General features: G+C 46.6%; 21 protein-coding genes. 8 read left to right on the top strand and 13 right to left on the bottom strand.

Annotated features, from left to right (window positions below):
• Positions 1–303: 303 nt before the first annotated feature.
• Both ppc and D0A37_RS11220 read left to right on the top strand, forming a co-directional pair.
• The gene (ppc, locus tag D0A37_RS11225) at positions 304–3429 is read left to right on the top strand and encodes a phosphoenolpyruvate carboxylase (RefSeq protein WP_242724126.1); all 3126 of its coding nucleotides are present in this window, start codon (positions 304–306) and stop codon (positions 3427–3429) included.
• Between the two features lie 141 nt (positions 3430–3570).
• Entirely contained in the window at positions 3571–4725 is a 1155-nt protein-coding gene (locus D0A37_RS11220) for a phosphodiester glycosidase family protein (protein ID WP_242724121.1), read from the top strand.
• A gap of 143 nt (positions 4726–4868) precedes the next feature.
• Here the strand turns inward: D0A37_RS11220 and D0A37_RS11215 are convergent, their stop codons facing one another.
• From D0A37_RS11215 to D0A37_RS11190, 6 genes are all read right to left on the bottom strand, one after another.
• A complete protein-coding gene (locus D0A37_RS11215) occupies positions 4869–5426 on the bottom strand; it encodes an HPP family protein (RefSeq protein WP_242724119.1) in 558 nt (185 codons plus the stop codon).
• 399 nt (positions 5427–5825) lie between these two features.
• Positions 5826–6392 carry a diheme cytochrome c gene (locus tag D0A37_RS11210; RefSeq protein ID WP_242724117.1) on the bottom strand — a complete coding sequence of 189 codons (567 nt, stop codon included), beginning with the start codon at positions 6390–6392 and terminating at the stop codon, positions 5826–5828.
• A gap of 73 nt (positions 6393–6465) precedes the next feature.
• The gene (locus D0A37_RS11205; RefSeq protein WP_242724114.1) at positions 6466–7374 is read right to left on the bottom strand and encodes an MBL fold metallo-hydrolase; all 909 of its coding nucleotides are present in this window, start codon (positions 7372–7374) and stop codon (positions 6466–6468) included.
• Between the two features lie 519 nt (positions 7375–7893).
• Positions 7894–8406, bottom strand: coding sequence for an inorganic diphosphatase (locus D0A37_RS11200; protein ID WP_006634582.1), 513 nt, complete (start codon positions 8404–8406; stop codon positions 7894–7896).
• A 38-nt stretch (positions 8407–8444) separates the two neighbouring features.
• Positions 8445–8672: a hypothetical protein gene (locus tag D0A37_RS11195; protein ID WP_242724112.1), complete on the bottom strand. Its 228-nt coding sequence runs from the start codon at positions 8670–8672 to the stop codon at positions 8445–8447.
• Complete coding sequence (locus tag D0A37_RS11190; protein WP_242724111.1) at positions 8666–9337, bottom strand: hypothetical protein; 672 nt, start codon at positions 9335–9337, stop codon at positions 8666–8668. Before D0A37_RS11190 ends, D0A37_RS11195 begins: the two co-directional genes overlap by 7 nt.
• 74 nt (positions 9338–9411) lie before the next feature.
• Between D0A37_RS11190 and D0A37_RS11185 the strand changes: the two genes are divergently transcribed.
• A complete protein-coding gene (locus D0A37_RS11185; protein WP_242715925.1) occupies positions 9412–9795 on the top strand; it encodes a helix-turn-helix domain-containing protein in 384 nt (127 codons plus the stop codon).
• A complete protein-coding gene (locus tag D0A37_RS11180) occupies positions 9795–10358 on the top strand; it encodes an IS630 family transposase (RefSeq protein ID WP_242724109.1) in 564 nt (187 codons plus the stop codon). Before D0A37_RS11185 ends, D0A37_RS11180 begins: the two co-directional genes overlap by 1 nt.
• Here the strand turns inward: D0A37_RS11180 and D0A37_RS11175 are convergent.
• From D0A37_RS11175 to ruvB, 7 genes are all read right to left on the bottom strand, one after another.
• A complete protein-coding gene (locus tag D0A37_RS11175) occupies positions 10353–11093 on the bottom strand; it encodes a serine/threonine protein kinase (protein ID WP_445242518.1) in 741 nt (246 codons plus the stop codon). The two genes, D0A37_RS11180 and D0A37_RS11175, sit on opposite strands and share 6 nt — an antisense overlap.
• A gap of 143 nt (positions 11094–11236) precedes the next feature.
• The gene (locus D0A37_RS11170) at positions 11237–12571 is read right to left on the bottom strand and encodes a serine/threonine protein kinase (RefSeq protein WP_242724106.1); all 1335 of its coding nucleotides are present in this window, start codon (positions 12569–12571) and stop codon (positions 11237–11239) included.
• A gap of 160 nt (positions 12572–12731) precedes the next feature.
• Positions 12732–13280, bottom strand: coding sequence for an inorganic pyrophosphatase (locus D0A37_RS11165; protein WP_242724104.1), 549 nt, complete (start codon positions 13278–13280; stop codon positions 12732–12734).
• 458 nt (positions 13281–13738) lie between these two features.
• Entirely contained in the window at positions 13739–16921 is a 3183-nt protein-coding gene (locus D0A37_RS11160) for a GAF domain-containing protein (RefSeq protein ID WP_242724102.1), read from the bottom strand.
• 598 nt (positions 16922–17519) lie between these two features.
• Positions 17520–19274 (bottom strand): DNA repair protein RecN, encoded by a 1755-nt coding sequence (gene recN, locus D0A37_RS11155; RefSeq protein ID WP_242724100.1) that lies wholly within the window; start codon positions 19272–19274, stop codon positions 17520–17522.
• Between the two features lie 239 nt (positions 19275–19513).
• Positions 19514–20077 (bottom strand): Uma2 family endonuclease, encoded by a 564-nt coding sequence (locus tag D0A37_RS11150; RefSeq protein ID WP_242724099.1) that lies wholly within the window; start codon positions 20075–20077, stop codon positions 19514–19516.
• Between the two features lie 3 nt (positions 20078–20080).
• On the bottom strand, positions 20081–21178 hold the full coding sequence (gene ruvB / locus D0A37_RS11145; protein ID WP_242724097.1) for a Holliday junction branch migration DNA helicase RuvB: 1098 nt from the start codon (positions 21176–21178) through the stop codon (positions 20081–20083).
• Positions 21179–21252: 74 nt separating this feature from the next.
• Here ruvB and D0A37_RS11140 point away from each other — a divergent pair, with 74 nt between their 5' ends.
• From D0A37_RS11140 to D0A37_RS11125, 4 genes are all read left to right on the top strand, one after another.
• Entirely contained in the window at positions 21253–21792 is a 540-nt protein-coding gene (locus tag D0A37_RS11140; protein WP_242724094.1) for a sll1618 family protein, read from the top strand.
• A 181-nt stretch (positions 21793–21973) separates the two neighbouring features.
• Positions 21974–22822: an ABC transporter permease gene (locus tag D0A37_RS11135; protein WP_242724092.1), complete on the top strand. Its 849-nt coding sequence runs from the start codon at positions 21974–21976 to the stop codon at positions 22820–22822.
• Positions 22823–22956: 134 nt separating this feature from the next.
• On the top strand, positions 22957–24369 hold the full coding sequence (locus D0A37_RS11130) for an ABC transporter ATP-binding protein (protein WP_242724091.1): 1413 nt from the start codon (positions 22957–22959) through the stop codon (positions 24367–24369).
• A 15-nt stretch (positions 24370–24384) separates the two neighbouring features.
• A complete protein-coding gene (locus D0A37_RS11125) occupies positions 24385–25884 on the top strand; it encodes a methyltransferase (protein ID WP_242724089.1) in 1500 nt (499 codons plus the stop codon).
• Positions 25885–25915: the final 31 nt, after the last annotated feature.

Genomic DNA, 25915 nt, shown 5'->3' with positions numbered 1-25915 from the left:
CCAGATTTATCTTGGGAGTAAATCTAAAATTGTTCGACTGAGCGCGACTCGACGCTCGCGATCGCCGAACGTCTCACGTCGATCGTCTAAAAGTCTAAAATCGCCAGTCAACTGATATAAAAGCTTGACAATAGGTACAATCTGTGGTCTAAGAATTAATCTTTCCTTATACTTTGTACATAAGTGCCTTCTACTTTCTACGTTGCAATAAGTTGTCTCAAATTTGACTGCAAACAAAAGTGTTTTAGGCGAAACTAAACCATACAATTTTCTTGACACCCGCAGCTATTGAGGAACAGCCCGATGAGTTCAGTCCTCCAGTCTTCAGAACAGGCTATTGATGCAACATCTATTTCCCATTCTCCCGCTTACTCAAAATCAGACCTGTTTCTGCGAAATCGCCTCAAAGTAGTAGAGGACTTGTGGGAATCGGTGCTGCGACAGGAGTGCGGGCAGGAATTGGTGGATTTGCTCCAACAAATGCGATCGATCAATTCCGCCGAGGGACAGGCCACTCACTTTCGCGAGTCGAATGTCGTACAGCTAATCGAAAAGCTCGACCTCAACGCCGCCATCCGCGCGGCTCGGGCTTTTGCACTGTATTTCCAGTTGATCAACCTTGTCGAACAGCACTACGAACAGCGAGACCAACAGCTAGCTTACGCTAGCAGCAACGACGCTGGTGGGCGGATGTTTTCTAAGCTGCCCGGACAAGCAACGGATGCCCCCGATCGCCCGCGGCACAGGGAAGGCCCAGGTTCCGCCCAAACGGCTCTGAGCAAGGCAGACAGCAGCGAGACAATCGCCCGAGATGCCGGAACTTTTCACCAACTGTTCCCGATGCTGCAGCGCTTGAACGTGCCGAGCCAGCAAATCCAGCGGTTGATCGATCAGTTGGACATCCGCTTGGTATTCACCGCTCACCCGACGGAAATTGTCCGCCACACGATCCGCACCAAGCAGCGGCGAATGGCGAAGATTCTCCAACAGCTAGACCAAGTTGACGAGAAATTTCAGGCGATCGGAACCGACTCTCAAAGCCCCTACCCGGTGTCTTGCTGGGAAGCGGCCGCTCTCCAAGAGCAACTGATGGAAGAAATTCGCCTCTGGTGGCGCACTGACGAACTGCACCAATTCAAGCCGACTGTGCTTGACGAGGTGGAATACACTCTCCACTACTTCGAGGAAGTTCTGTTTGATGCTATTCCCGAACTCTACCACCGCTTAAAGCAAGCGCTCCACGCTTCTTATCCTTATCTGAAACCGCCGAGTTACAATTTTTGCAAGTTCGGTTCTTGGGTGGGATCGGACAGGGATGGCAACCCTTCTGTGACTCCGAAAGTTACTTGGCAAACGGCTTGCTATCAGCGCCACTTGGTGCTAGAGAAGTACATCGGCGCGGTGAAGCGGCTGAACGAACTTTTGAGTTTGTCGCTGCACTGGAGCGACGTGCTGCCGGAATTGCTGGAATCTCTCGATCGCGACAGATCGGAATTTCCGGAGGTTTACGAGCAGTGGGCGATCCGCTACCGCCAAGAACCTTATCGGTTGAAGCTGGCCTACGTGCAGCAGCGACTCGAAAATACGCGCGATCGCAATTGGCGGCTCTACAAAGGAGACGAGTTGCAGCGCGAGCGCGAAGCTTTGTCAGAAAATCCCGGAATGACCGGCCTTTATCGATCGGGCGCTGAGTTTTTGACCGAGCTGCAGCTCATCGAGCACAATTTAGTGGAAACAGGTTTGAGCTGTCGAGACTTGGAAAATCTGCTCTGCCAAGTAGAAATTTACGGGTTTAATTTGGCTTACCTCGATATCCGCCAAGAGTCAACCGTACACTCCGACGCTTTGAGCGAAATTGCTGAATACTTGCAAATTTTGCCGAAGTCTTACAATCAAATGTCGGAAAGCGATCGAATTATTTGGCTCGCAACTGAACTGCAAACTCGCCGCCCTTTAATTCCAGCAGAATTGCCATTTTCTCCCAAAACTTGCGAGACGATTAATACCTTCCGAATATTGCGGCAAATGCAGCAGGAGTTTGGTCCGGAAATCTGCCAAACTTACGTAATCAGCATGAGTCACGAGGTCAGCGATTTGCTGGCGGTTTTGCTGTTAGCAAAAGAATCAGGACTTTACGATCCGGGTACAGGAATTAGCAGTATTCAAGTAGTTCCCCTGTTTGAAACGGTGGAAGATTTGAAAAAAGCGCCGGAAGTAATGCAGCAGGTATTAGATCTACCGCTTTATAGGGCTTTACTAACAGGAGGATACGCGCAGGAAATAGCGGAAAAAAGCGAAGAAAATATCCAATGTCCAATCGAAACTCTCAAATTGCAAGAGGTGATGCTGGGCTATTCGGACAGCAATAAAGATTCTGGTTTCCTCAGCAGCAATTGGGAAATTCAGAAAGCTCAAAAGGCTTTGCAAGTGGTTGCGGAAAAACATGGTGTAGAGTTGCGGATTTTTCACGGCCGAGGCGGTTCTGTAGGGCGCGGCGGCGGGCCTGCTTACAAGGCGATTTTGGCTCAGCCCGGAAAGAGTATCAGCGGGCGAATTAAGATTACTGAACAAGGCGAGGTTTTGGCTTCTAAATATTCTTTGCCGGAGTTGGCGCTTTACAATTTGGAAACTGTAGCGGCGGCGGTAATTCAAGCTAGTTTGCTGCACACTGGTTTTGATGGCATCGACCCTTGGAATGAGATTATGGAGGAGTTGTCGGCGAGATCGCGATCGCACTACCGCAATTTAATCTACGAACAGCCGGATTTAGTCGATTTCTTCCACCAAGTTACCCCGATTCAAGAAATCAGCCAGTTGCAAATTAGTTCTCGTCCGGCCCGTCGCGGTGGCAAAAAAGACATCAGCGGTTTGCGAGCAATTCCGTGGGTGTTTAGCTGGACTCAAAGCCGCTTTTTGCTGCCTTCTTGGTACGGTGTCGGCACAGCTTTGCAAGAGTTTTTGGTGGAGGAACCGGAAGAACACATGAAACTTTTGCAGTATTTCTACTTGAAATGGCCATTTTTTAGAATGGTAATTTCTAAGGTGGAAATGACTTTATCTAAGGTGGATTTGCAGATTGCAGAACACTACGTGCAGGAGTTAGCTTTGCCGGCTGATAAGGAGCGTTTTAAGGCTTTATTCGATCAAATTGCGACCGAATTTCACTTAATTCGCGATTTGGTTTTAACTATTACCGGACACCAACGTTTGTTGGACGAAGATCCGGCATTGCAGCGATCGGTGCAGTTGCGAAATGCCACGATTGTGCCTTTGGGTTTGTTGCAGGTTTCGCTGCTGAAACGCTTGCGGCAGCACGGTAGTGGCGGGGTTCCGGGGGTGATTCACTCGCGTTACAGCAAGGGTGAATTATTGCGGGGAGCTCTGCTAACGATTAATGGAATTGCTGCGGGGATGCGGAATACCGGCTAGGGAAAGAGTTTTGAGTTTTGAATTAGTGGTGAGGTGCGCGCTTACGCACCTTGCTACTGGTAGTTTCAGAATTCGCGCGATCGCCCATTGTAGTCACAGCCATAGGAAACTGTTCGCTATCCTACTAGCTGAGATTTTTTTATGTCTAAACGTAAACAGTCTGAAGGTTGTCGCCCGATGCTGCGGCGCACTTTTTTATTTTTAACGGGCATAGCTTTGGCGCGGGTGGCGGCTGACTATTTTGCGATCGCCCAAAATCGAGACAGTTTCTTGACTATCGCAGGTCAACTGTGGCAAAAGTCACTCGCTTTTTTATCAAGTATACCATCAAATCAAACTCCTCAACCTCTGCCCAGCAATCCCGTTGTAAAATCCGCGAAAACTCCTCAAACTCTGTCCAGAAATCCCATAGTAAAATCGCCGGAAACTCCTCAACCAAATGCTGCCAATTCTCCTTTTGTGCAGTCTCAACCTCAAATTATCAGACGTTCTGCTAAGCAAGCAAAACCCCTACAAGTCAGCCGCCAAAATGTAGCGGGCGCAAGTTTTTATCTCACAACTATTGACCTCGCCGACCCAGAAACTTATCTCACGATTGGGTTAGCTAATAATGCAGATTTTGCAAATACTTCTAAAGTAACGCGGGGTGACGAACCTTTTGAAAATATGGTGGCGCGTTACCGGGCTGCTGTTGTTGCTAACGGGACTTTTTTTGGTAAAGATAAGCAGAAATCTGTGCTGGGAAATATGGTGGCGGCGGGTAAGTTTCTCAAATACAGCCGATGGGAAAATTACGGCACGACTTTGGGGATTAAAGCGGGAAATCAATTGGAAATGGTGACGGCTAGAACCGAAGGTAAGCCGGATTGGAGTCAACATTGGTTTTCTCTGACTTGCGGGCCGAGATTGGTTAAAGGGGGGAAAGTTTGGCTGTCTCCTTTATCGGAAGGTTTTAAAGATTCTCATGTTTTGGGTGTGGGTTCGAGAACGGCGATCGGCTTTCCGGCTTCGAGAGATAAGTTATTTTTGGTAACTTTTTTTGACAGTTTGTCTTTGGAAGCAGAAGCTAAAGTTATGCAGGCGATCGGCTGTTTTGAAGCCATGAATTTGGACGGGGGCGCTTCGGTGGGTTTGGCTCATCAAGGGCAGATTTTATTGCCAGCGGGTCGGAATTTGACGAATGTGCTGGTGGTTTACGATCGCGAATACCCGGCGCCGGCTGAGTTAAAACAGTCTTGGGAACGCTTTCAAAAGGGATCTCGACCAACGCCTGATCCGTCCGTTTTTTTTGATTGATCTAGCAGAAGGAAGTTCGGCAACGAAGCACTGTACGGGATGTAACGGATGGAAGAAAGAAGTGCGATGGAAGTCGGAATCGAGGGAGCATCCCGATTTTGGGTAGTGCTCCCGAGGGAAGGATGAGAGCATTAGAGACAATGCTATAACCAGTGCTGGGGATACGTCCTTTCTGCCGCTAAGTTATTAAAGATGACGGCGCACAAGACCAAGATTATTGACCCCTCAACAGCAGGTGTTAGCAAAAATTTCCAGTCGGGTTTGGTCATCATGACGACTAAGGCAACTGCTCCCGAAGGCGGATGTAGAGTTCTGGTAATCTGCATAATTCCGATCGCACTAGACACAGCCATTCCCATCGTCCAGGGAGAAGAACCGAGAAAATGCACAATCATTAAACTGGTGAGAGCAGCTAAGAAATTGCCCCCAATGACATTCCGGGGTTGAGCCAAAGGGCTGTCAGGGACACCAAATATCAGAACGCTTGTAGCGCCAAACGGAGCCATTAGTAAAGGAGTATTAGTTTTTAGAGCAAGATAGGACGTTGCAGTAATTGCCAAAAAACTGCCAATCAAACTCCAAAAAATATGCCGAGGGTGAGTTCTGTCTACGGGGCAGGTCAATGGACACGATCGCCATCTCCCAAAGGTTTTAAACCAATAACTTTCCCATTTTAGTTGAATTTTTTTACTGTCAATCATAAATCACGTTACTTGCTAACCAGGCTTCTTAAATTGTCTGAACAAGCCTCGGGTAAAGTTAAGATATCATAACAATTTGTCAAAAAGTAGCTAAACGCACAGATTTTTTACTTGTATGCCACTCAGGCTGCAGCTAACCACTCGCTTGGAACGGACTTGCAAGTTTGGTCGGTTTTGCAACAGACTTTATCGGCAGTCGCACAACTTCACCGTTAGCCGTCAGAGTTATTGATGAGGGTAAAGCGAGAGGTTATTTGTAAGGTGCGATGCCCAGTAAGCATGAATTGAAAAATCGCACCCACACTTTGGGTAAGTCTCTAGTTCAGAATGCGATCGCCCTTTTCTGGTTAGTGCGATCTTGTCGCTCGCACTCGGATATAATTACGAACTTAATCTTCGTTACGGAGAGTTTTCCCACTCGGTGGTAAGCTTGCGGAAATTGTATTTAGATGCACCAGGGTGACAAGTAACACAACTGCTGATATTTGCGGGTTGTGACATTTTGACTTTGGGGTGCAGTGCTTTGAAATAGCGAGAACTGGCGACTCGGTACGCGAGTTCTTCGTCTTTTGCTTGGGGACGAGAAAAAGTTTGCAGGTAGTTCCACACTAGCAGACGAGGCGGGTCTACTAGCAGTTTGATGGTTTGTCCGTAATGTTGGGGATCTTGCAGCAATCTGCGCCAAGTTTCTGTAGGTAATACTTGTGGCGGTAAACCGATGTGACAGGTGGCGCAGTTTTCTAGGTACAGTTGCTGTCCGAGTTGGTAGGGTTCGGGGATACGATCGACAGTGCCATTATCCTCAATTGCAGACACTTGAGCAATTCGCGCCGGAATGTTAGAGCCGGAAGTCTGGGCGGCTACCCATCCGCCTCCGGTACAGCAGACAATTATCAACACCAGCAAAGCTGAGTAAAGCCCCCGCAAGCCACGAGAGCGACGCTTGGGGGGGGTTTTGTGGTTCATGGTGTTTCTGCCTTCTCGGTGCTAATTTCTGCCTTGGGTCGGCGGTTTTTTTGAGCCTGCATCGATTTGTTTCCTAAATCACTGGTATGCTCATGCCTTCGCGGGCCAAGCAGGCGTTGGCGAAGACTGTCTGCACGTCTGCTTCTACCTGATCGAGAAAGTTGTCGTCATGGCCTGGATCGTGGTGAAACATCACGATCTTTTTGACTCCAGCAGCTTTCGCTATTTCTACTCCTGCTTGCCAAGTCGAGTGTCCCCAACCGACTTTCGGGGTTTTGAAGTTGTAATACTCTTCGTTGGTGTAGTTGGCATCGTAAATCAGCACGTCGGCGTTGCGAGCTAGGTGTAACACGTTGTCGTCGAGGCGATCGGGAAAATGTTCTGTATCGGTGCAGTAGACGGCTGTATGTCCTTCCCAGGTGACTCGATATCCGATCGCCGTATTAGGATGGTTGAGCAGTGCGGTTTCTATTTTCACATCGTCGAGTTCGAGAATATCCCCAGGCGTCAAATCGTTGAATTTGAGGTCTGACTGCATTACCTGGATGGGGACGGGAAAATTGGGGTGTAGCATTTGGTCGGCAAGACGGTGTTTGATGGTAGTGCCGTTGGGGGCGATCGCACCGTAAATGTGAAAGCAGTTCCCTGGGATAAAGGCGGGAGTAAAAAACGGAAACCCTTGAATGTGATCCCAGTGAGTATGACTAAAAAACATATGGGCTTCGACAGGCATTTGCCGCAGCAAGTTTAGACCCAGAACTCGCAGGCCTGTGCCACCGTCAAAGATCAGGCGTTTTTTGCCCAATCGCATTTCTACACAGGAGGTGTTCCCTCCGTAGCGAAGTGTTTTGGTGCCGGGGGTGGCGATGCTGCCCCGCACACCCCAAAACTGAACGACAAACTCGGTCAAAGGACTATTTTCCATAGTGGCTTTGTGATCGGAAGGCTGTGGATTGGCTACAGAGGGTGCGGAATCTGGCATTTTTTTTAGCTTTGAGGGCAGGAATTGGGGAGTTGAAATCTTAAAGTTTTTAGTTTTTACTTTTTAGCAATCTGTACTATAATCAAGCGCTTGAGCAGGAAACCATCCGAATGCGGAATACTTGGGCTATTAGAATTTTCAAGCTTACGGGTTGGTGTAGGAGATGTCACGCTTGAGAGATTATTTTTTGTACCCTGCGGGCTGCCCGGCTTGTTCTGTGTTCTGAGATTAAGATAGGGCCGAACCAGAGTGTTCAGGTAAAATTTCCTCAAACGTAGAAGACATTCCCCAGGGGTAGAATTTGCGCTTCATCTTACTCTAGGAGTAGTATTTTTTTCAAGATTGGGGCCGGGGCGGGGTTTTGAGGAATGCCGTTCCGGTGACTCGACATTCACGACTGATTTGACATTCTAGCCGCCACCCGTTCCTCGACTGCATCCCTAGACCTGCAGCGGTCGCCTTAAGTTCGGCCTTCTGAGTTTTTAGTCGGGTTGCAGTCGAGGAGTGCGGGCTAGGGGCTTATTTGCGATCGGCTGCGATGCACTTTTCCACTAAGGGCATTACTTGATCAACATCTTGCCAACCCAGAATTTCCGTGACTTTTTTCTCCAAATTTTTGTAGGTTCTAAAAAATTCGGCTATTTCGTCCAAGCGGTGGGGGGCTACGTCTTTGAGGGACTTATAGTGAGCGTAGCGCGGGTCTTTGTCGGGAACGCACAACAGTTTTTCGTCCCTGTCGCCTCCATCGATCATTTCCAGCATTCCGATCGGACGGGCTGCGATTATGCACCCTGGAAATGTGGGCTCATCCATCATCACCATGCCGTCGAGGGGGTCGCCATCATCGGCTAAGGTATTGGGTATGAAGCCGTAGTCGCACGGATATTGGACTGAGGAAGAAAGCACCCGATCGAGAGCAAAGGCTTGTAAGTCTTTATCAAATTCGTACTTGTTTTTGCTACCGGCGGTAATTTCGATGAGGACGTTGAGCAGTCCTGGTTTCGGCTGTGCCGGAATTAGCGATAAGTCCACAACAATATCTCCAAGTTAACAGATGATTGGGATGAGTGCTACTTGCCAAATCCCTTTGATAGCATTTTACGGGTGATCGGGCCTTTCGGCTGCATGAGATTGACCGAAAGCGGGCGAGTGCGATCGGCGTTGCACAATTTGAAGAGGATGCTTGTGGAGTGTCTCGCCTGGGCGGAAAATACACCGGATGGGCGGGACGCCCATCCCACAGGTTGAGGGCGCAATGCTTTGTTTTTGTCGTGGGGAGATATTTTCATATCTACCATATAATCATTTCACCGTCTTTCAAAGTTCTTTTAATTTTCAATCCCAACCACTGGCTGAGTTCTGTTGCTAACCATTCGATTTCTGATTCACTTAGTCTCTGCTTTTCTCCGAGTCGATATTTTTGGTTTCCGGCAATAACAATTACTACACAATATCGGCATAATTTCTCTTCCGTGACGGGAATAGTATATTCAATTTGTTCAATTTCCAACTGGCAAATCTCCTGTCTGGGGGCTGGCTTGCAATAATTCCATTTCCCCCCCAATAGATGACTGAAAAAGGAGATTTTGTGGCGATCGATTCTGAGACGCAATTTCCGAAATAGTGCAAACAGAAACATGACTCCTACCGCACCTAAAATACTTCCTGATATTAGCATAATAAATTGGGGATTTATCCCTAAGTTATTGGTAAAAAACGAATTCCACTTTAATGAAAAAATACTCGCAGGTACCGCTGCAGAAAGCAGAGCAATTAAACCAAAACCGATTCCTTGTGGCGGAATTACAATTTCTATATACTCCGAATTTTTTGTTAGTTTAATATCGCTGCTTGGTGGCCGCTGCACCACCATAGGACTTTTGTGGATAGGGCAGGGATTTTTGAGCGATCGCAATGCTTCCCCAGCAGAAGATAACCGTTTTTCCAAACTAGGTTCTGTCATCCACTCCAGCCAATCAATTACAGCACTTCCGGATGTTATGAGGTACAATAGAATCGACTAAAAATAATATACCAATGAAAGCATACTCAGTAGATTTGCGATCCAAAATAGTAGCAGCCCATGTCGAGCAGAAGCTGTCGATCAGAAAAACAGCAGAAATATTTGCCTGCAGTAAAAGCTTAGTTCAAAAACTTGTCAAGCAACAAAAAATAGAGGGGAATTTACAGCCTAAACCGAGGGGTAAACCCAGATTCAGTCATTTGAATAATGCGTCACAAGAGTTAAGAGAAATAGTGGTCACACATCCCGATGCAACTTTGGTAGAATTGTGTGAGTTGTTCGCCCAAAAGACAGGAAATTGGGTAGGCAGAACAGCCATGTGTAGCGCCTTACAGAAGTTGGGATTAAATCGTAAAAAAAAACAGTCAGGAGTAGCCAAGCAGGCACAGAAAGAGTGATGAAGTTAAGGTTAGACTATTGGGAAAAAGTCAAGGATATCGAGCCAAAAAATCTAGTATTTTTAGATGAGACTGGAGTATTGCTAGGTTTAACCAGAACTCATGCACGTTCGCAACGAGGAACTAGAGCCTATGCGGTCAAACCTTTTTATCGAGGCAAGAAAGTCACAGTAATTGGTGCAATTAGCCTCACGAAAGTAGTGGCATTAATGACCCTGGACAACTCGATGGATAGCAAAGCATTTGAGGTGTTTATCGAGAAATGTTTAGTGCCACAATTGTGGCCCGGAGCCGTAGTAGTGATGGATAAGTTACCAGCGCATAAAGTAGATTCAATTACATCGATGATTGCCGTGGTGGGTGCTTCTATTTTATGTTTATCCCCATACTCTCCTGATTTTAATCCGATTGAATTATGGTGGTCGCAACTTAAATCTTTATTGCGACAGTTTTCACCAACCAGCACTAAAATGGTTGACACGATAATTGCTGTGGCTCTTGACTTAATTAATCCGAAACATCTCAAAAACTGGTTTACTAATTGCTGCTACTGTACCTCATAACATCCGGAAGTGCTGTAAATTAGAATTGAGCTGCGTTACCCGATCGGCAAATTGAATTCTCAAATCCTGCTGTGACAGTTCAGTAGGATGCAAACCCGTTACCAAATAAATTAAAGTTGCACCTAAACCGTAGAGGTCAGAAGCTGGAACGGAGCGCCCGCCAAATTGTTCTGGTGCCATATATCCGTAAGTTCCCACTACTGTAATTGTGCCGCCAAATTTTGCAGCTTGGTTCTGCACCGAACCGAAATCAACTAAATAAACTTGTCCCACGGAGTGGGCAGATCTGCTGTGCAGTAAAATATTGCTGGGTTTAATATCGCGGTGAATAACAGGCGGATCTTGCTCGTGCAAATAAATCAAAATTTCTAACAGCGATTTAGCTAATTCTTTCACCTCGCTTTCGCTAAAAGTACGCCCCGAACGCAAATGCTCTTCCAAAGTTTTACCCTCTACATAAGTCTGTACCAGGGCAAATCCTTTGCTGTCTGGTTCGTCAATTTCCAGGTAGTCGAGGTAGCGCGGAATTGATGGGTGAGAAAGTGCTTTTAAAGTTTCCGCTTCCCGTTCAAATAGCTTAAGATCTTGCCATTCACAATCGCTGCCGAGGAATAGCTGTTTGATGACAACTAATTCTTGAGTTTGTAAGTCACGAGCCAGCAAAGTTTGCCGACCAGTTTGTTTTCCCAGTTGTCGGTGCACTTCATAGCGTTCTGCTAATATTTTGCTGGTCATTTTTTTTTACATTAATTTTAATTTAAGGTTATCGTCGGAGTCCATCAACCTGGTTTTTTAGCGAGTCTGCCGGTGGCAACGCGTCTTTTCGTAAAAACCAGATTTCTAGGAGTCGGAGTGCGTCCCGGACTGTAAAATGTAGATTACAGTCCGCTTTCTATTTGATACCACCGGGCAATAGACTTGCTACTTGCCCCCATTGACAGTCCTGCAATCAGCGACGGTGCAAGCAGGAAGATAATATCCATATCAATATTGTGGAAGATCATCGAACCCCCCATTATCACCTCTATAATCACATTCATGATCCAAAAGAAGACGAGGCTTGTGGAGGTACAGAATAAGATACTAATCGCGGTTAAAACCTGTCGGTGAAGTTTGGGATTAGTTAGGGGAAAAAACCACAAGCGCGTGACGATTCCTACGATTATTCCGTTCCCCAACCCCAGCAGCAAGCCGAGAGAAAGACCGATAAATCCTCCGACAATTGTCCCCAGTACCGGAATAATAAAGGTGCTGTAAATTGCTGCACAAGCTCCTACAGCTAGGGTTCCCATCTCAGTGCTGCGGTCGATCGCATTGTCGAACAAGCTAAAGGTAGTCACGGTTTTTCCCGGTCTCAATGTCTGGGAATATTTATTTATTTCCTGTGGTTTTTCTAAAACTTCTTTTGCGATCTGGGCTGAGGTGGGACGGCGTTCTAAACTCGGATGTGTCATCCACTTCAGCCAATTGGTAAAACCTGGACTCAGTTGGCTGAATTGCTCGAATTCAATCTGCAAATCTTGTTGCGGTAAATCGGCAGGATGCTGCTTGGTGATTAAGGCGATTAAGGTTGCTCCCAAACCGTACAAGTCGGAAGCGGGAACTGCCCTCCCGCCAAATTGTTCGGGCGGCATATAGCCGTAGGTTCCGACAACTGTGACTGTTTTTCCCTGTTGCGTTGCTAGGGTTTGAACTGCACCGAAATCGACTAGGTAAACTTCGCCGACGCTGTTACCCGATCGATTCTTGAGTAAAATATTGCTGGGTTTAATGTCGCGGTGAATCACCGGGGGCTGTCGCTGGTGCAGGTAGGCGAGGATGTCTAATAATGCTGTGGCTAATTGTTTGACTTCGCTTTCGCTGAAGGTGCGGCCGTCTGAGAGATATTCTTGTAGGGATTTGGCTTCGATGTAACTCTGGACTAGGGCGAATCCTTTGCGGTTGGGGGTGTCGATTTCAAAGGAGTCTAGATATCGGGGAATTGCGGGATGGGATAGGGATTTTAAGGTTTCGACTTCTCGCTCGAACAGTTTTAAGTCTTCCCAGTTAAAGTCGCTGCTGAATGAGAGAAGTTTGACTACTACTTGCTGTTGCGTTTTTAAGTCGCGGGCGAGTAAGGTTTGCCGTCCTGCTTGCTTGCCGAGCCGCCGATCGCACTGATAGCGATCGGCTAATATTTCTTTTGACAAATCGCCGAGGTTTTGTCCGCTCATGTTCTCTTGCCCTAGAACCGATTAAACCTAGTGTAGTTGACAAAAGTGCAATAATCGGAAATGTTCGGGCTACGGCAAAAAAATTTTTATGTCAAAGAGCAACTGCCTTTAAGAGCCAGCGATCGCGCACCATAAAGATGCCCCTGAGTTAAGCTTGAATTTAATTTTGGATTTGCTTGTAAATCGACTGCACTACGTCGAGCAGGCTCAAGACTTGCTGCCATTCGGGGGCATCGGGGTTGTAGCTTTTGGCGCGCTGAGTTTTCAAACTGTGGTGCAAGAGGGAAAGCAGCGCGTCTGGAGACTGTACGGAATTGTCCTCTTCATCTGCTGGGGCTTGGGCTGCATTTTCTTCGATATCTTCTTTAATTTTTTGTGCTCGATCAGCGAGGGCTAAAGATCTGCCTGCAAGGTTTTCCGGCAGTTTGGGCTGTTCGGACAAAGACGCGCTGGTTAGTTCTACCAATAGTTGGCAGACTCGATCGACCCATTCGTGATCGTTGACTGAAAAAGAACCGGATTTGAACACTTGCCCGTCAGGTCTTTGCTGAATGCTTTGTACCTTCTGGATCAGAGGGATAGCCTTAACAGTGATGTTTTCCGGGATTCTGGGGATATCTGACAGGGAGCTCCGAGCAATCTCCAGCAATAGTTGGTAAACCTGATCTACCCACTCAACATCTCCCGATTGCGAATTCCAATTATCCATAACTGACGCTAGTGGTTTTCTATATCTAAGACTAGAACATTGACTATCTGCGAAGGAAGCTCTTTTTAGGAGCCGCTAACGCTATTAAGACTTACGCGGGCGGGGTGAGAAACCCGGTTTTTGAGCGGATGTTTCGTCGCCTTTCTCCAAGATGTTTCTCAGAAACCGGGTAACGCTGCCGCCAGTCATAACTATTTTTAAGCGCTTCAAATATATAGAAGTGCTAAGTTTGTTGCGGTAGGTAGGTAGTGCGAAGGAAACACGTAGGGCGAAACCCCGGCATCTCACTTGCAAATTCAAATCCGGTTATATAACCATAATACCTGTTGGAGCTTATTTACAATTACCTCAATCGGATATTAAGGTTAATTGGTGGTGGAATGGGAGCCGCACCCCCGATGGCGATCCTCCCCACCCAGAACCCTGGCGCCACCGCGAGCATTTGCTGTGGGCTACTGCTATTTTTCTGTGAGATTCCACACACCATCCCAGTTAAGTACATCTGAAAACTGATGCTGAAATAACATACAGCGATCGACGTGCAATTTAGCTGCCTTGTTTTTCGGGTCAACTTCCAGAACGGCGTTAAATTCGCGTTTAGCGTCTGTAAAGGCTTGCTTGGCTTTTGGTTCTAAGGCTTTCTTAAACTCGTTCAGCAGTTTTTTAACTTGATCGAGTGCCAGATTTTCAAATTCCTCATCTAACATTTCTGCAACTGTCTCGCAGGCACGACTTTTAATTTTCGCCTGCAATAGCCGCCTGATCTCTGAGGGTTTCAGCCTCTTGATTTTGGGATTTGATGGTTCTAAGATGTCGGCTTCCAACAGTTTTTTGACTTCGCCTTCTTGCAAGTATTTAATCTCGTCTGCTGATAAAGGCTTGACTTTTGCTTGCAGCAGCATTTTGGCTTCGTCTTCCGACAGGTTTTTGATGCCTTCCAATTTCAGCAGTTGGATTTCTGTCTGCAACAGTACGATGAGTTGGTCTGCTTCTGACAGGTTTTTCGGGTCGTATTCTGACAGCTTTTTCAGTTGATATAACAGGTTCTTTAGTTCGTGTTCCAACTGTTGCTCTAGATTGTAGGACAGTTTCTTAATCTCTGCCTCTGGCATTTCAGCGACATCCTTTAAGATGTTTTTCACCTCACTTTCTGAGAGTCTTTGGCTGACGGGAGTTTTGTAATGTTCGCGGCCCTTGGTGTAATGTTCTACAATTTTTTGCTGTGTTTCGGTTAGTGGCTTGCCAACTGGCGAGTATCCCTCGCGGATGCTCATGAGTTCGTAAACGATTACAGGTTCGCTTTTGCCTTTGACAGTAATAAAGTCGAGTTCTCGCACGTACAGCCGATCGGCATAATCTCTGTAAGTATTGTCGCTGATGATCAAGTCGGTGCCGTATTGCTTGCTAGCGCTTTCTAAGCGAGAGGCGAGGTTTACGCCGTCTCCTATAGAAGTCAATTCCATGCGTTTGCTACTACCGATGTTGCCGCTGACAACTTCATCGGAATGTACGCCCATACCGATGCCGATCGGCAATTCCCCATTCGCCATACGCTCTTGATTGAACAGGGCCAGTTTTTCCCGCATTTTCACTGCGGTTTGCATGGCGCACCAGGCATGATCCTCTAGGGGCGCTGGAGAGCCAAAAACTGCCATCAGAGCGTCGCCGATGTATTTGTCGAGAGTCCCTCCGTACTCGAACACGACATCTACCATCACTTCAAAATATTTATTGAGCATCACTACCACTTCTTCGGCTTGCAATTTTTCCGTAAGTGTGGTATAGCTGCGAATGTCTGAGAACAGCACCGAAACGTTTTTGCGCTTGCCGCCCAATCCATGATCCCCTGAAGCTAAAAGCGCTTCGGCTACTTCGGGGGTCATGTAACGGTACATCAAGTTTTTGACTTGCTTTGCCTCGCTAATATCTTCCATGACGACTAACGCGCCGTTGACCTTGCTGGGGTCGGTAGCGTCGGTCATTGAATTAATCGAGAGATTGATACTCTGCGATTTTGCTTCACAGGACAGCAAAATTTGATCCGGGTAATACTGCTGGCGGTCCTTATCGTCTTCTGGAGACAAAGACGCATCAAACCATTTGGCAAAATCGCCTTTTTCTAACTTAATTAACTCGCGCAAAGATTGACCTTCGGCTAATTCTGCCTCGCTGACACCCAGTAATTTTTGGGCACTGGGATTGGTCGCTACTATATTGCCTTTTTTATCTGTAGAAATCACGCCGTTAGTCAGGGCGTGCAGCATATCTTTTTGTCTTTGTTCTTGCTGTTTGACTTCGGCAAACAGTTTGGCGTTTTGTAGGGCGACTCCTGCTTGGATGTTAAACGCCTTCATAAATTCCAGGTCGTTGCGATTGAAACTCGCTTTCCACTGTTCGGGGGCGTGCGGCCAATCTTCGGGGTTATAGGGAGGGTATTCTCCTTGTTTTTTTTTGTTGACTAATTGAGTAACTCCGATCAATTTGTGGTCTGCATTAAAAATTGGCATACAGAGCATACTGCAAGTACGGTAGTCTGTTTTTTTGTCGGTTTCTTTGGAAATTTCAGCGCGGGGATCATCGTACACGTCAAAGGGAATCAACAGCGGTTCGCCGGACTGGGCGACGATGCCTGCAAAACCTGCTGTTCTGGGTATGCGAATTTCTTTCAGGCTGTCGGCGATCGGGATTTTCGTCCATAGTTCGTCTTTATCTTCATCGATCAGCCACAGGGTGCTGCGATCGGCGTTCATCAGTTCTTGGGCCTGATCCATCACCCTTTTTAGGGTATCTTCTAAGTCTAAACTGCTCTGAGAAAGAGCGTTGACGGCGTTCATCAGCGCCGTGGCGGCCCGTTGTCTTTGAGTTGCTGCGTAGAAAGATTTAGAAGACTCTAGAATTAGGCGAATCGACGGGGCAAATTCTCGAAAAACTTGTTCATCTTCTTGAGTAAATCCTGCATTGTCAATCTGTGATTCTAAAGTACCATAATGTTCGTGGTTAGGCTTGAGTTTATTAATCAGTTGAACGACTGCGACTAACTCTCCTGTTTCTTCGTTTATCAGGGGCATCGCCAGCATTGTATAAGTGCGATATCCTGTTCTTTCGTCAGTTTTTTTTGCGTTAGTCGAGCGGGGGTCGTTATAAAAATCATAAGGAATGTTCACCACTTTTTTGTGCGTGGCTACTTCTCCCGCAATGCCCACATGGGCAGGAAATCGGAGTTCTAAGTTTTTGCCATTTTCGTCTTTAGCGACGATCGCCCATAGTTCATTTTTTTCGTCGTCTAATAAAAATATTGTGCTGCGATCGGCATTCAGCAATTCCCCTGTTTTGAGGGTAATCGACTGCAACATCTCGTTAAGGATGGCATCAAATCCCTCGCTCTCCAGGATATTGTCGAGCATTCCCAGGGTTTGATTGACAACCTTAAGTTTGTCTTCTACTTCCTTAACTACTACTGTGAAACTTTGCTTATTTAGAAGGTCGAGAATGCCGGAGAGGTTTCCTTGGCCCGGGATAATTGCGCTGCTCCTAATTTCCGGGGGAGAATAATTTTCCTGATGATGATTTTCACCGCCGACAACAGCGACATCAATCACGTTGTCCAGAGAAGAGTAATTGGTGGAAGATGCAGATTTCATAGACCTTTACAGAAGCTTAAGTGTAAGGGTTAGTCTCTAAGCGAAGAGAGGGGGGAAGTTGATTAGTGAGTCACCTGTCGCACAAGACTCAAGTATGTGTGAAAGTATTTCTCAGTTTACAGAACTCCGGCCACCAGGCAAGGGAAATTCAGTTGACCTTGCTGCTGAACGGAGGGTGGGAGAGTAACGAGGCGATGGGAGTGCTGCAATCTTTTTAGAAATCGCGAATCTTGTTTAAATGGTTTATTAGGTGATTTTGACATTGTGCGTGCCTGGTTTAAGTAGGTTCTGCCGATCTTTGAGCCGATCGCCCGCCGGAACATGAATGGTAGTGGGAAGAGGACTGTTGAAAGAGGGATGGCATGGTGGGACTAGCGGCAATTGTGACACTACCAGTTGCTAGTGATGTGTGCCCTTCTCTACACAATTGTGGTTTTTAAGTAGAATTTCTCTGTATTTTGCTGCTCTTAGCTTTCATCCGACTAAATTCACAGGGTTTTCAACTTTTTTGGTAAAATTTGCGGTTGATATTTTTAGTGTAACCTCCGACTCTGAAAAAACTCCGCGTTTTGACCCCACTATCGGCTTGAGGGTCTGATCAGAGTTTGGCCGACTGAGTTTGGCGCAATCCGGCGGCTTCGACAAGCAGGGATTCGGCGAAGGCGATGGCTTCTGTTGCTGAGCGACCACTAGCGAGTTGGGCGAGTTCTTCGCGCCGCTGCTCACTGTTGAGGGCGGCAACTCTGACTACTGTGCGTTCGACTGGTTCGGAGTCGGCTGCAGGTTCGCCGATACTTGGTTCTGCTTCGATCGTCTGTTTGTTGACGCGAAAATGAAAATCAGCCATCGCGGCGATCAGCGGCTGGTGCGTGACGCAGAGAACTTGGTGTTTGTCGGAGAGTTGGTAGAGTTTTTTGGCGATCGCGCCGGCGACTCTCCCGGAGACTCCGGCGTCGATTTCGTCAAAAATCAGCGTACCGGCACTTTCTATTTGGGAAAAACAGGCTTTGATGGCGAGTAGAAAGCGGCTCATTTCTCCCCCGGAGGCGATCGCGCCTAGGGGTTGCAAAGGTTCGCCCGGGTTGGGGCTGAAACAAAAGGCGATTTGGTCAGCGCCGGTGGCGGTTGGGGTACAAGGCGAGATTTCGACTTGAAACTGCACTTTTTCCATTGCTAACGGCTTAAGTTCTCCTACGAGGTGCGTTTCTAGTTTGAGGGCTGCTTCGCGCCGCAGGGTAGTGAGGTGGCTGCAAGCGTCTTTTAATTGCTCTAAAGCGGTCTGATATGCGAGTTCTAAGGCTTCCATTGACTCGCCTCCTTCTAAAAGTTCATTTAGTTCGTTTTGGATGCTTTGGTAGTAGGCGATCGCTTCTTTGAGCGGCCCGTATTTGCGGCAAATTTGTTTGAGCTCCCGAATCCGATCTTCTACTTCTTCGAGTCTTTCGGGATCTGCTTCTAATTGTTCGCCGTAGCTGCTAATTTGCAGGCTGGCTTCTGTGGCTTGAGCTAAAGCATCGCTGACCATTTCTAGGATTGGTTGCAACTGCACATCGTAAACCGCCATGTCGCTTAAAATTACTTCGGCTTTGCTCAACAAGTCGGCGGCTGATGCGCTGTCGCCCTCGTTTTGGTAAAGGGCTTGGTGGACTTGGTAACTCTGCTGCTGCAATTCGACGACGTGGCCGAGCCGGATTGATTCTTGTTCTAGCTGTTCGAGTTCGTCGGGGTCTTCGATGTGGGCTTCGCCGAGTTCTCGGACTTGGTATTCTAACAAATCAAGTCTTTGCAGTCGCTGCTGTTCCGACTGACGCCTGCGTTTGAGGGCTGTTTTGGCGTTGTTGACTCCCAGCCACGCGGAGGCGATGATCGATCGCGCTTCAGTGAGCTTTTTGCCGCCGTATAAATCGAGCCATTCTCGCTGGAGGGTTTCTTGTCCGAGGTGGACGGTTTGGCCTTGGGCGGTAATTTCGACCAGCCGATCGCGCAGTTGGTCCATTAACTGGCGGTTGACGAGAATTCCGTTCAAGCGGGATCTGGTGCGTAGAGCACCGCTCGATGCGTTAATTTCCCGGCTGCAAACGGCTAAATTTCCGTCTATGGGTTCGATTTCTTGTTCGCCCAGCCACAAAGCTGCGGCTTTGTCTAATTCAAAGGTAGCTTCCAATATTGCCCGCGCTGCTCCGGTGCGAATTGATCGGCGATCGACTTTCCCGCCCAAAACTGCATCGATCGCATCTAGGATAATCGATTTCCCAGCGCCGGTTTCCCCTGTAAATACGTTCAAACTCGGGCCAAATTCTAAGTCGAGGCAGTCAATTAAGGCAAAGTTTTCTATTCTAAGGGATATTAACATGGGGAATTTGAAATTTGGAATTGGGAATTGGTAATTGGTATAGCCTTTCTCAGTAACATGAGGTACTATTGGGCATTGGGCATTGGGTATTGGGCATTGGGCATTGGGCATTGGGCCGAAAAGCATACCTCACTTTCTTGAGAACCGCTATAATTGCTAATTGCTAATTGGAGGCAGAGCCGGGAAAATTATTGGTAACAACTTTCAACTGTCAACTTTCAACTTTCAACTGACTTCTGCTATAGTTTCAACCATCCAAACAAATCTCCTACCGTCAGCCGCAATTCTGCTGCCCAATCTGGAACCGGCAACAATTCTTCTGGTTTTGCTAAAATTTCCGGTTGCTTTCCCGGGGGATAAATTAAAATCGAGCGCACCATCGGATCGATCAGCCAACCCATTTTAGTGCCGTTTTTCAGACAGTGTAAAATATTCCCAGTTACTTTAGTTTGACTCTGACCAGGAGACATAATTTCAATTGTCCAATCAGGGTAAGTTTCAAATACATTAGCAACATCCCCATTTTCATCAACAGGTATTCTGTCCCAAGTAAATACTGTGACATCTGGCACGATCGATCTGCCGTCAAAAGTACACCGCAATTCGGGAAAAGCTAAGGCAATTTTCGGCTTTTTAACTACGACATTGATGGCTGGGACTAATTCACCTTGAATCCTGCTATGTTTTCCTTGTGGCAGTGGTTTTTGGATGATTTCACCGTTGATATATTCGCTAGCTGGTTCTGTTTCTGGCAGTTTGAGAAACTCTGACCAAGTTAGTGTTTTTGTTTGTATTTGTACCATTTTCTACTCCTTCTCTTCGATAAAACCCAAGTGTTTTCTAGCAGCAACCGTTACCATTCTCCCGCGATTTGTCCGCTGCAAAAATCCGATCTGCATTAAATAAGGTTCGTATACATCCTCAATAGTTTGAGTGTCTTCTCCTGTAGAAGCTGCGAGGGTTTCTAATCCCACTGGACCGCCGTTAAAATTCTCAATCATTGCTGTCAAAATTCGCCGATCTGTCCAATCTAAACCTAGCGGATCGACGTTGAATAATTCCAGGGCTAGTGAGGCAACTTCAGCATCAATTGGCTTTAAGTTTTTGACTTCGCTGTAGTCTCTAACTCGTCGCAGCAAGCGGTTAGCTATCCGGGGTGTTCCACGCGCTCGGCGGGCAATTTCTACTGCTCCTTCTGGGGTGATTTGAGTGTCGAGAACTTGGGCGGTTCTTTGGACAATTAGACTGAGTTCGTCTATTTCGTAGTAGCGCAATCTTTGGATCAAGCCGAAGCGATCGCGCAATGGAGATGTCAGCGACCCGACTTTTGTGGTTGCTCCTACTAAGGTAAAGGGTTTGAGGGGAATGCTGCGGATTTTGGCGCTTTTGCCTTGACCGATCGTAATATCTAAGCGGCAGTCTTCCATCGCCGGATAGAGAATTTCTTCTGTAACTTTAGATAAGCGGTGAATTTCGTCGATAAACAGCACGTCGCCTGCTTTGAGGTTGATCAGCAATCCGACAATATCTCGCGGTTTTTCTAAAGCAGGGGCGGTGGTGATTTTGCATTCAACTTCCATTTCTGCTGCTAAAATTAGCGACATTGTGGTTTTGCCCAACCCTGGCGGCCCGTAGAGTAACAGGTGATCCATAGGTTCGCCGCGAGATTTGGCGGCTGCAATTGCGATCGCCAAAACTTCTCTCAAGTCTTTTTGCCCGATGTATTCAGCTAACCGCTGGGGTCGGATTTTGTCGTCTTGTTTGCTGTTGATTTCGTCGGGTAGTTCTTGCGATTCTAGCAGCGATTCCGCCGCGGGTTTTGCCACTTTTTTGCGACGGGCCGGGGCTATGTCTTCGGGTAGATTTGGGTCGGGGGGCTGTTGTTTGGAGGAGATAATAGCCATATTTATTTGCGATCTGGCAGCGGGAAGTGTTTACAATTGTTGTTAGCAGAATCTTTAAAATTATTGAGTTCGTTATGAGTATTCCCTCTTCTTTATTAGCATCGGAAAGCATAACTTTTGAGGGGGCGATCGAGCTGACTCAATCTTTACTGTCGTTCATTGAGGCTGATCGGCTTTTACAAGCCGACATCCAGCAAGCTGTTACATCTTTGGTGAAAACACAAAATGGTGCTAGGGGGTTTTTTGTCACCTATCTAACGGACGATCGACAGGAGGCAGATCACCCGTCACCCGGAGTAGTCGAGGCGCTGCGCTCGGCTCCTGAGATCGTAGCAGAACTGCTGGTGAAAAATTTGGCGATGTCGGCGGCAATGGTTGTGCATCATTCGCGCCAGCAAAAGCAGGAAATGGCGGCCGATTCTGCTAGAGTGCAGGAGCGATCGCGCAATTTAATTCAAATGCTGCAAATGCCAGCCTGTCAAACTATAGCGTTGCAAATGCTAGAAAGTTTGCAGAGTGCCAACGGCAAGTATGAAAAATTTTTCCAGCGGTGGGGCTACGACGACGAGCAAAAACTAGCGATCGATTCGGCAGTTCGATCGGCGATCGGCTAAAATAACCTCCTAAGGAAGACGACAGAACAAAGAAAGAAGAAGCCGAAGCTAGGGTGGCAGATCCTTGATCAAAGCGGCGGGGCTGTGGAATAATTGCGGTTTAACAAAAGCTGCACAATTGTAGCTTGAGTTGATTTAGGTGTGAAGGTAGTGAACGAGGGCGAAAAAATTGCAGAGAACTGTGAAAGAATTTGCCCAAAAGGCCCGAAGGCTGGGCCGGCGGCGGCAGGCAAGTAGCCAACGGTGGGCGAAGCTGAATCTGCTGGCAACATTGGTGCGCCGGGACTTGGAAGCTCAATACAAAGGCTCGATTCTGGGCAATTTGTGGCCGCTGCTGAATCAGCTATCGCAATTGGTGATTTACACATACGTATTTTCGATCGTCCTCAAGGTAAAGCTCAGCCTTGCAGGCTTCCCAGAAAACAGCGACATTACATTTGGAGTCTGGTTGTTTGCAGGTTTGCTGCCTTGGACTGCCTTCACCAGCGGTTTGATCAAGTCGGGAGTATCGGTGGTGGGGCAGCCGAATTTAGTGAAAAAAGTGGTATTTCCTCTCGGTTTGCTGCCCTTAGTGCCGATTTTTACAGCTTTTCTTGAAAGTTCTCTGGGTTTAGCAGCTTTGATTGTGATAGTAGCAGTATCGTCGCAAAAGCTCAACGCTACTTTATGCTTACTGCCGTTGGTGTGGGTGCCTCAGTTGCTGATAACTGCTGGTTTGGGATATTTGACAGCCGGCTTGACTGTATTTTTGCGAGACATTCCTCAGACATTAGGTGTTATTCTAAATTTTTGGTTTTATTTGACGCCGATCGTCTACCCAGCATCAATCATCCCCCAAGAGTGGCGAGGGTGGGTATTTTGGCTAAATCCAATGGCTGCCATCTCGGAGGTTTATCGAGACCTCATACTGGTTGGAGAAGTTAAGCATTGGGGCGAATGGGGTGTCGCCACACTAATCTCTGCAGCTATATTTTGTGGAGGTTTGGCGGTTTACCGGCGTTTGCGTCCCGCTTTTGCTGACGTGCTGTAAATTTGTTTGAGATATACAGTCAATCTAAAATCTAAAATCTAAAATCTAAAATCGATTGTGCTGTAAATATGTTTGAGATTTCAAGTCAATCTAAAATCTAAAATCTAAAATCTAAAATCGATTGACTGCCGCCAATGACAGAAAATGTAATTTCACTAAAAAATGTTTCCAAATGCTTTAAGCGGTACGATCATCCTGGAGACCGCTTAAAGGAAATTATTTACCCCAGCAAAAAACTGGCTGACGAATTTTGGGCCCTACACGACATCAATCTGGAAATTCCTCAAGGACAAACTCTGGGAATCGTCGGTCGCAACGGTTCGGGAAAAAGCACTCTCCTGCAAATAATTGTAGGGACGCTGACTCCAACCGCAGGAAGCGTGGATGTTAAAGGGCGAGTCTCCGCTTTGTTGGAACTCGGAAGCGGGTTTAACCCGGAATTTACCGGGCGACAAAATGTGTTTTTTAACGCTCAGTTACTGGGATTCAATCAAAAACAAACTGAAGAAAAATTTGACGATATAGCTGCTTTTGCTGATATTGGCGATTTCATCGAACAGCCAGTCAAAACTTATTCTAGCGGTATGTTTGTCAGGCTAGCTTTTGCCGTTGCGACTAGCGTCGAGCCAGATATTTTGGTGGTTGACGAGGCGCTTTCGGTGGGCGACGAAGCTTTTCAACGCAAGTGTTTTGCCCGCTTGCAAAGCATTCAGGAAGGTGGCGGAACGATTTTATTTGTTTCTCACGCTGCTACTTCTGTGGTGCAACTTTGTACCTCGGCGATTTTAATGGATAGCGGTGAATTGCTGCTCGCTCACACGCCGAAGGTGGTAATTTCTAAGTATCAAAAGCTGATTTATGCCGATCCGGATCAGGTTCTGGGGTTGAAGTCAGATATTCGAGCTCTGAACCAACTGACAAAACAGGAAAGTCAAGACCACCTTCAGGATGCTAATTTAGAAAGCACAAAGAGGGAAGTTAAACCGGAGCAACATCTCTCTAAACCCAAGGAATATTACGATGAATTTTACGATCCGGGGATGATACCCTCGAATACGGTAAGGTATCCGTCTCGCGGAGCGGAAATTATCAACCCCCACATCGAGACGCTGAAGGGAAATGTGGTAAATCACTTGCTCGGCCGTCAAGATTATATTTATACTTACTCTGTCACTTTTTCGAGGTCAACTTCCAAGGTTAGGTTTGGAATGTTGATTAAAACGATTAGCGGTTTTGAGTTGGCGGGTGCTTCTTTGAAGGCTTCTAGTCAGTCAGTTAGGTATGTGGAAGCAGGAACGACAATTGTAGTTAAGTTTCAGTTTAAATGTTTGCTGAATCCCGGGGTTTATTTTCTGAATGCTGGGGTTGTGGGAACGGTTGATGGAGATTTAACTTATCTGGATCGCTGCGTTGATGTGGCGATGTTTAGAGTTCAGTCTTGTACAGAGTCCTGCGGTAACGGCATCGTTGACTTGCTGATCGAACCGTGTTTAACTGTTGTTAATGCTGATCCTCTAGTGAAAGAGCAGTCAACAGAGGTTATCTAAAATTCTGTAAAAACAATGAGTGATATCAATTTAGATTTAGTCGAAAATCCTGTAATTAAAGCATTTATTCAAGATCAAGCTAAGTTTCCTGAAAATTTTAAACTGAATATCTGCGAAGACGATGAAATGTATTTGTTCAGCTTGAAGAACGTCAAAGACGATCGCGATCGGGCTTTGGTGCGCTATTATTCGATCGGGCGTCGCATCTTGGATACGGTTAAACAAGTTGTGGAATGGCATTTTGGCAGTTTTGAAAAGGTCCCCTCTTTTCTAGATTTTGCCTGCGGTTACGGTCGATTTACCCGGTTTTTGATTCAGGAAATGTCGCCGGAACAAATTTGGGTTTCTGATATTTATGCTAACGCGATTAAGTTTCAAACTGAATACCTGGGCGTCAACGGTATTGTCTCAACTGGAAACCCAGAAAATTATTTAATTGACCGCAAGTTTGACTGCATTCTGGCTAATTCCTTTTTCAGCCATATGCCGGAAAAAACTTTTACAAGCTGGTTGCACAATTTGTACGATTTGTTGACTCCTAACGGCATTTTGATGTTCAGCGTTCACGATGAGTGTTTGCGGGCAGCCAATACAGAAATGCCGGCTAATGGTATTTTGTTTAGCCCTCAAAGCGAAAGTCAATCTTTAGATAAGGAGGAATACGGCACAACTTATGTAAGTGAAAAGTTTGTGAGAGAATGTGTCGAGAAAATTAGCGGAGGCAAAGCTTTTGTTCACCGCATCAAAAAAGGTATATGCAGATTTCAGGATTTGTATGTTGTAACAAATGAGTTAGTTAGAGATTTTTCGGAGTTGAAATTCCATCATCATCCCGAAGGATATATTGATGTTGCTGCTTTTACGAATAAGGAGAATTTGTATCTGGAAGGATGGGTGGCTGATGTGAATTTCGAGGGTCGAGTTAACGAGCTGCAAGTGCTGGTAAACGGCGAGGTTGTAGAGAAGTGCGAGCCTTTTTACAATCGCCCTGATGTGGCTGGATATTTTGACAATGATGGGGCTTTGCAGTCGGGTTGGAGGTGTTATTTACCAAAAAACACGGTGGGGCTGCAGGAGGTGTTAATAGTCAAAGCAATCAATAACTATGGTTTGGAATGGATTCTGGAAACTTGCACTGTTAAATCGCTGGTTAACCAAAGGCAATCGCAGTCTTTGTTGGGGTCTACCCAGACAAAACTTAAATTACTAGAGACTCAGTTAGAGTCGGCTAGGATAGAAAGCGAGCAAAAGCAAAGTAAGTTAATGATTACTGAAACAAAGTTGGAAGAAACTCAAACTGAATTAGTTTTAGCTCAAACACAATTGGAGCAAACTCAAAATCACTTATTATCGGTGCAAATGCAGTTGGAGAAAACGGAAAATCAACTAATTAATCTCAAGGAAGAAGTAGAGCAAGCGAAGTGCCGAGTTTTAGCAATGGAAAGCAGCAAGTTCTGGAAGATCAGAAGCGCGTGGTTTCAAGTCAGGCGCTCCCTGGGCTTAGCGGGAGAGTAGCGAGTAAATTTGGTGTGGGAATTAGGGTGAG

It is taken from the genome of Microcoleus vaginatus HSN003 (assembly GCF_022701255.1).
Taxonomy (GTDB): domain Bacteria; phylum Cyanobacteriota; class Cyanobacteriia; order Cyanobacteriales; family Microcoleaceae; genus Microcoleus; species Microcoleus vaginatus_B.
This window is presented reverse-complemented; position numbering and strand designations above follow the sequence as displayed.